This window comes from Micromonospora sp. KC207 (assembly GCF_004348615.1).
GTDB lineage: Bacteria > Actinomycetota > Actinomycetes > Mycobacteriales > Micromonosporaceae > Micromonospora.
Genome location: NZ_SMKJ01000346.1, coordinates 1 through 6529 on the forward strand (window position 1 = coordinate 1; position 6529 = coordinate 6529).

At 71.7% G+C, this 6529-nt stretch carries 6 protein-coding genes; all 6 read left to right on the top strand.

Annotated features, from left to right (window positions below):
• Nucleotides 1–1311, top strand: a 1311-nt coding sequence (locus tag E1258_RS28640) for a polyketide synthase dehydratase domain-containing protein (RefSeq protein WP_132406614.1), incomplete at its 5' end; no start/stop codon positions are given.
• Between the two features lie 80 nt (nucleotides 1312–1391).
• The gene (locus tag E1258_RS28645) at nucleotides 1392–1697 is read left to right on the top strand and encodes an acyl carrier protein (RefSeq protein WP_132406616.1); all 306 of its coding nucleotides are present in this window, start codon (nucleotides 1392–1394) and stop codon (nucleotides 1695–1697) included.
• Nucleotides 1698–1699: 2 nt separating this feature from the next.
• Nucleotides 1700–2524 (top strand): alpha/beta fold hydrolase, encoded by an 825-nt coding sequence (locus tag E1258_RS28650; RefSeq protein WP_036372044.1) that lies wholly within the window; start codon nucleotides 1700–1702, stop codon nucleotides 2522–2524.
• Between the two features lie 26 nt (nucleotides 2525–2550).
• Nucleotides 2551–3513 (top strand): sulfotransferase, encoded by a 963-nt coding sequence (locus E1258_RS28655; RefSeq protein WP_132406619.1) that lies wholly within the window; start codon nucleotides 2551–2553, stop codon nucleotides 3511–3513.
• Between the two features lie 95 nt (nucleotides 3514–3608).
• A complete protein-coding gene (locus tag E1258_RS28660; protein ID WP_243715754.1) occupies nucleotides 3609–5432 on the top strand; it encodes a hypothetical protein in 1824 nt (607 codons plus the stop codon).
• A gap of 81 nt (nucleotides 5433–5513) precedes the next feature.
• Nucleotides 5514–6529, top strand: a 1016-nt coding sequence (locus E1258_RS28665) for a PHB depolymerase family esterase (protein WP_132406621.1), incomplete at its 3' end; no start/stop codon positions are given.

Consider the following 6529-nt stretch of genomic DNA (forward strand, 5'->3'; position numbering starts at 1 on the left):
AACCTCTACTCGGTCGCCTTCGCCGGGTACGCCCGGGCCACGATCGAGGTCGGGCCCGCGTACCTGGCACCGCCGGAGGTCTGGACCCACGACCCGGCCACCGAACGCCCGCCCACCCTCGGCGCCGCCGAGATGTACGCGGAGCGGCTGATGTTCCACGGCCCGCAGTTCCAGGGCGTGACCGAGGTGCACGCGCTCGGCGACATGCACGTACGGGGCATCGTCACCGCCCCGGTGCCGCCCGGCGCCCTGCTGGACAACGCGCTCCAGCTCATCGGCAACTGGCTGATCACCACCCAGCCGTTCCGGACGGTGGCGCTGCCGGTGGGGCTGGGCCGGGTCCGGTTCTTCGGGCCGCCCCCGCCGGCCGGCCGCGCGTTCGTCTGCGTCGCCCGGGTGCGGTCCATCGACGACGGGAAGCTCGTCGCCGACACCCAGCTCAGCTATCAGGGGCGGGTGTGGGCGCAGATCGAGGGGGCCGTCGACCGTCGGTTCGACAGCCACCCGCAGGCCCGGGTCGCGGAGCGCTTCCCCGAGCGGTACCCGATGTCGCACTTCCAGCCGGAGGGCTGGACGATGGCCTTCGACTGCTGGACCGACCTGGTCACCCGGGGCATGGCGGCCCGGGGCATCCTCGGCGGCGCGGCCTACGCCGAGTACGAGCGGCACCCGGCCAAGACCCGCAAGCAGTGGATGCTCGGCCGGATCGCGGCCAAGGACGCGGTGCGGTCCCGGCTGTGGGAGCAGGGCCACACCGACATCTACCCGATCGAGCTCACCGTCGGCAACGACCCCGACGGGCGGCCGTGGGTGCGCGGTCGGCCCGGTCGCGGCCTCGACGACTGTGACGTCTCCCTCGCGCACTGCGCCGAGATCGGGGTGGCGATCGCGCGGTTGCGTCCCGCCGGTTCGCCGGCCGCCACGCCGGGCGTCGGCATCGACGTCGCCGAGATCACCGACCACCCGGACAGCACGTTCGGCTTCGCCCTCACCGACGGCGAGGCGGCGCTGCTGGCGTCGCTGGCCGGCGGGGACGCCGCCACGCGGCGGCTGTGGTTCACTCGGTTCTGGGCCGCGAAGGAGGCCGTCGGCAAGGCGGAGGGCACGGGGCTGGACGGCAAGCCGCGCCGGTTCCAGGTGCGCGAGGCCACCGACTCCGTGCTGACCGTCGAGGTCGCCGGGCGCGCGTACCGGGTGGGTCACCGGGAGGTCGACAACCCCGAGGACCTGCCGACCCGGCGGTACGTCGTTGCCTGGACCTGGGGTCCGGAGCCGGACCCCGCCACCCCGCCCGGGGTGTCCCGACCGTGAACGACCGACCGGGCCGACCGACCGGCCGGCCCACCCCGACAGCAGGTCACCCCACCGGATCAGTAGAAGGAGCAACTACCATGGCCGCGGCCCAGGACAGCATCCTCGCCGACCTCACCGAGATGATCAACGCCGTACTGGGCGACTTCGCGACCGACCAGGTCATCTCCATGGACACCACGTTCCGCGACGACCTGGGCATGGAGAGCATCGACGTCGTCTCGCTCGCCGGCCGGCTCCAGGCCCGCTACGGCGACACCGTGAACTTCGCCCACTTCGTCGCCAAGCTGGACCTGGAGACGGTGGGCGAGCTGCGGGTCGGCCAGCTCGTCGAGCACATCGCCAACTCGCTGGAGGGCGACGGGGTCCCGGCGGGCAGCCGGTGACGATGGTGCGGGCGAACGGGATCGAGCTGCACGTACAGCGGCTCGATCCCGCCGGTCCGGCCCCGGTGGGCCGGACCGGTCCGACGCCGACGGCGGTGCTCATCCACGGCATGGCCTCGGACACCATGGCGAGCTGGTACTTCACCATGGCCGAGCCGCTGAGCCGGGCCGGCTTCCCGACCGTCCTGTACGACCTGCGCGGCCACGGCCGCAGCGACCGCCCGGCCACCGGGTACGCCCTCGACGACTTCGTCGACGACCTGGCGGCGCTCCTGGTCGAGCTGGACGTCACGGGCCCGCTGCTGCTGCTCGGCAACTCGTTCGGCGGGACCATCGCCTTCGGCTACGCCGCGCGCCACCCGGACCGGGTGGCCGGCATCGTGGCCGTGGAGTCGTCCCCGCCGACGCCGGAGTGGATGAGCCGGGTGCGGATGCGGCTGGAGCGGGTCGCCGCCCGGCTGCCCCGCGAGGGGGCGCTGGCCGAGATCGGCGCGGCCCGGGGCCGTATCGCCGCCCGCCGGGCCGCCGACACCGGCAGGATGCTCGCCGACACCACGCTGGCAGCGGAGCTGCCGGCCAGCCGGCTGCCGGCGCGCGACGCGATCGCCGCGATCGCCTGCCCGGTGCTGTGCCTGTACGGCGGCGACTCGGCGGTGGGCGAGCTGGCCCCGGCCGTACGCGGGCTGCTGCCGCAGACCCGGGTCGTCGTCCTGCCCGACCAGAAGCACTCTGTCCTGATCGACCGGCCCGACTCGGTCCGCCGGCACGTCCTCGCCTGGCTGGGCGAGGAGTGCGGGATCGAAGTGGCCCCACCCGTCACCACATGACAGCGCGACATCCAGGAGGTCTTTCGATGGACAACCCGATCACGGGTCGGTCGATCATCATCAGCAACGGACGTTGCGGCTCGACGCTGCTGTCCGACCTGATCCACGAGCAGCCCGACACGCTCTCGGCCCAGGAGTTCTTCATGTCGGTGACGCCCTGGGCACGCAGCGCCGAGGTGATCACCGGCGCCGAGTACTGGGCGGTGCTGGCCAGCCCCAAACCGGAGCTGGCCACCCTGTTCCGAATCGGGCTGCCGCCCAAGGAGGTCCGTTACCCGGCCACCGGTCGGTGGGCCGGCCGGATGACGGAACTGCCCCGGATCCTGGCCATCACCCTGTCGAAGCTCACCGACGACCCGGACGCGCTGTTCGACCAGCTCGCCGCGCGGGTTCCGGGCTTCGGCACCCAGTCGGTGGCCCGGCACCACAGCGACTTCCTGGATTTGCTGGCCACCCTCACCGGCAAGACACGCTGGGTGGAGCGCTCCGGCGGCTCCAGCCACCTGGCGCCGCACCTGCTGAAAGGCTTTCCGAACTGCAAGATCGTGTACCTGACCCGGAACCGGGAGGACACGGCCAAGTCGATGAGCCGGCACTCGTCCTTCCAGCTCATCCAGCTCCGGGTGGAGTTCCTGGGCCGCTGCGGCCTGGACCCGTTCCGGGTCACCGACGGCCAGGAGGTGCCGGAGGACCTCCAGCCGTTCCTGCCGCACCGGCTGACCGCCGACGCGCTGCGCGAGCGCGGCGAGGACATGCGCCGCTACCTCGGGCTGTGCGCGTTCATGACCAGCCAGGCCGACCAGGCGCTGGCCGACGTGCCGCCGGAGCACCTGCTGCGGATGCGCTACGAGGACCTGGTAGCCGACCCGGTCGGTGAGCTGACGCAGCTCGGCGAGTACCTGGAGTTCCCCGACGCCGCTCAGTGGGCCGAGCAGGTCGCCGGGCGGGTCGTCGCCCCGGCCCGCAAGCCCGAGCCCGCCGCCGCCTAAACCGCCGCACCCCCGTCTCCCGCGCGCCGTGGCCCGGACCGCCGGGCCACGGCCGCAGGTGTCCCACCATTCTTTGCAGGAAAGAGAGGCAGTTGGTGAATCCACTCCGGATCTCCGCCCGGCGGCTGTTAGCCGCCGTTGCCGTGCTCGGGCTCGGGCCCGCGCTGGCCATTCCTTCGGCGGCGCTCGCCGCGCCGCTCGGTGCCACCGGGGCGGCCGGCGGCCAGCCCACCACGCAGGTGCTTGCCAAGGCCCAGTCCGAAGAGTGCTTTGCCGGGATCGGGCAGCCGTACCCGGCGGGCCCGCCCTGCGCCACCGGACAGGCCAAGGTCAACCAGGCGTACCTGTGGGGGATGACCCGCGCCGACAGGACGCTGTTCTTCGGCACCGGAGCGAACGTCAACTGCCTGACCAGCGGTCGAACACTGGAGAACACCGTACCCTTCCAGAACGCCGACTGGGTCTGCGAGTACGGCGAGAGCCAGATCGCCCAGCACAACCCGGAGTTGCCGGTCAAGCTGGGCGACCACCGCACTCCGCGGCTGTACACCTACAACATGAGTTCGAACCAGCTCACCGAGAAGACCGATCTGGTGAAGGCCGCCTCGCCCGACGACACCAACCGGCTCCAGGGCACGGTCGGCATCCGGGCCGCCGGCAACTACGGCGGCGTCGCGCTGCTGGGTGGTCCGGCGTTGGGTGAGAGCATCAACCTCTTCGCCTTCGACACCGACACGGGGGCCTACCTGGGCTCGCGCAACTTCCCCGCATACGGCAACATCCGGCACTTCACGGTGGCCGAGGGCGCGCTGTACGCCGGGGTGGGCGTCGGCAACAACGGCGGCAACCGTGGCCACGTGCTGCGTTGGACGGGCAGCAAGACCGACCCGTTCAGCTTCGTCGAGGTGGCGGTCCTACCTGCGCAGGCGGCCGACCTGACCGTCCACGACGGACGGATCTTCGTCACCACCTGGCCGGGATCGACCGAGGAACTCGGGGCGGACGCTGCGGCACCGACGCCGGCGCCGGCGAGCATCGCCTCGGTGTGGATGAGCCCTAAGCTCAGGGCCGGCGAGCCGGGCCTCACCCCGGACGACACGAACGCCTGGCAGCAGGTGTGGAACGTCAGCAGCTACGAGCCGGACGTGGTGACCGCCCACACCTACGGCCTTGGCGGCCTGGCCTCCTACGGCGGCTACCTGTACTGGGGCACCATGCACGTGCCCATGAAGGCCACCACCCTGCATCTGTCCCTCTACCCGCCAGCGGACGAGGCCGGGAAAACCGCGACGGCCCAGAACACCCAGCGGGCGATCAGCATCTACCGGGGCAAGGGCTTCGGCTCCTCGAACCAGAAGGTAGAGATGCTCTACGGCGCGACCGAACTGCCCGCCTACGACCCGGAGGCCAACGGCGGGGTCGGGGCGTGGACCAAGAAGTCGACCAACTACACCCCGAAGTTCGGCGACGCCGGCTTCGGTAACCCGTACAACAACTACACCTGGAAGATGACCGTGGCCGGCGGGAAGCTCTACATCGGCACCATGGACTGGAGCTACCTCGCCAAGGAGCTCGGCCAGCAGACCGCCGCCCAGCTCGGCCTGTCGCCGCAGATGGGGGACGTGCTGGCCAAGGCCCCGGCCGTGGCGGCGGCGCCGGCCGGCGCACGGGCCACCGCTGAGATCCCCGAGGCGGTGTACGGCGGTGACCTTTACTCGTTCTCGTCGACCCGGAAGGCTGCGACTACGATCAGCGACACCGGGGTGGGCAACTACCTGAACTACGGGGTGCGCAACATGGTCACCGACGGCTCGACCATCTACCTGGGCACGGCGAACCCGATGAACCTGCGTACCGACCCGAACGACGACGTTCCCGAGGGTGGCTGGGAGCTGATCCGGCTCAGGGACGGCCGCTGACCCACACCGGCGGTCGGCAGCCTTGCCGAACCCTGGCCCGTTCCTGACATTCCTCGAACATTCACGGGCGAAAGTGTTCATATGACGACTTTTTCCGTTTTTCGCCCTGACACCGGGGCGCCCGGCGGTCGGTTCCGCCGGGCGTCGCCCTCCCCCGCCGCCGTCCGACTCGCCGGAGCGCTCGCGCTCCTCGTCGGGCTGACCCTGCTCGCCGGCTGCTCTCGGGACGGCGGCGGGGCCGGCGACCGCGGGCCGGCAACCGACCAGGCATCCGACGGGCAGGCAGCCAGTGTGCCCGTCGGCACCTCCGAGCGCACCCTGACCGTTGAGGGGCGCGACCGCACCTACCGGCTGTACCGGCCCGCCTCGGCGAAGCTGACCGACCCGGTCCCGCTCGTGGTCATGCTGCACGGCGCGGCCGGCACCGGCGAGCAGGCCGAGGAGGCGTACGGGTGGACTGAGGAGGCTGACCGCAACGGCTTCGTGGTCGTCTTCCCAGACGGAATCAACCGGGCCTGGGCGGTCGGACGCGAGTGCTGCGGCGCACCCGCCCGCGAGGGTGTCGACGACGTCAAGTTCATCACGGAGCTGGTTCGCACCGTGGGCGAGAGCCTTCCGGTCGACCCCGCCCGCACCTACGTCTCCGGGATTTCCAACGGCGGCCTGCTGGCGTTCAAGCTGGTCTGCGACACCACGATCTTCGCCGCCGTCGGCGCGGTGGCTACCACGCTCACCGGGCAGTGCACCGACCCGAAGCCGGTGTCGGTGCTACACATCCAGGGCAAGCTCGACAAGACCATGCCCTACGGTGGCGGCCCGGGCAAGCGCGACAACGGTGGCACCGGCCGCAACCCGGTGAAGATCGACGGGCCGCCCGCCCCAGAGCTGGCCGCCCGATGGCGCGCCGTCGACGACTGCGGCGAGCCGAAGACCACCACCGCCGGCCCGGTCGTCCGGACCGCCGCGACCTGCCCCGGCGGGCGCAGCGTCGAGCTGATCACCATCACCGACGCCGGCCACCAGTGGCCCGGCGGCAAGCCCAACCCGCCCCGCGCGCAGAGGCTGCTCAACCTCGACCCACCCTCCAATGCGCTGAA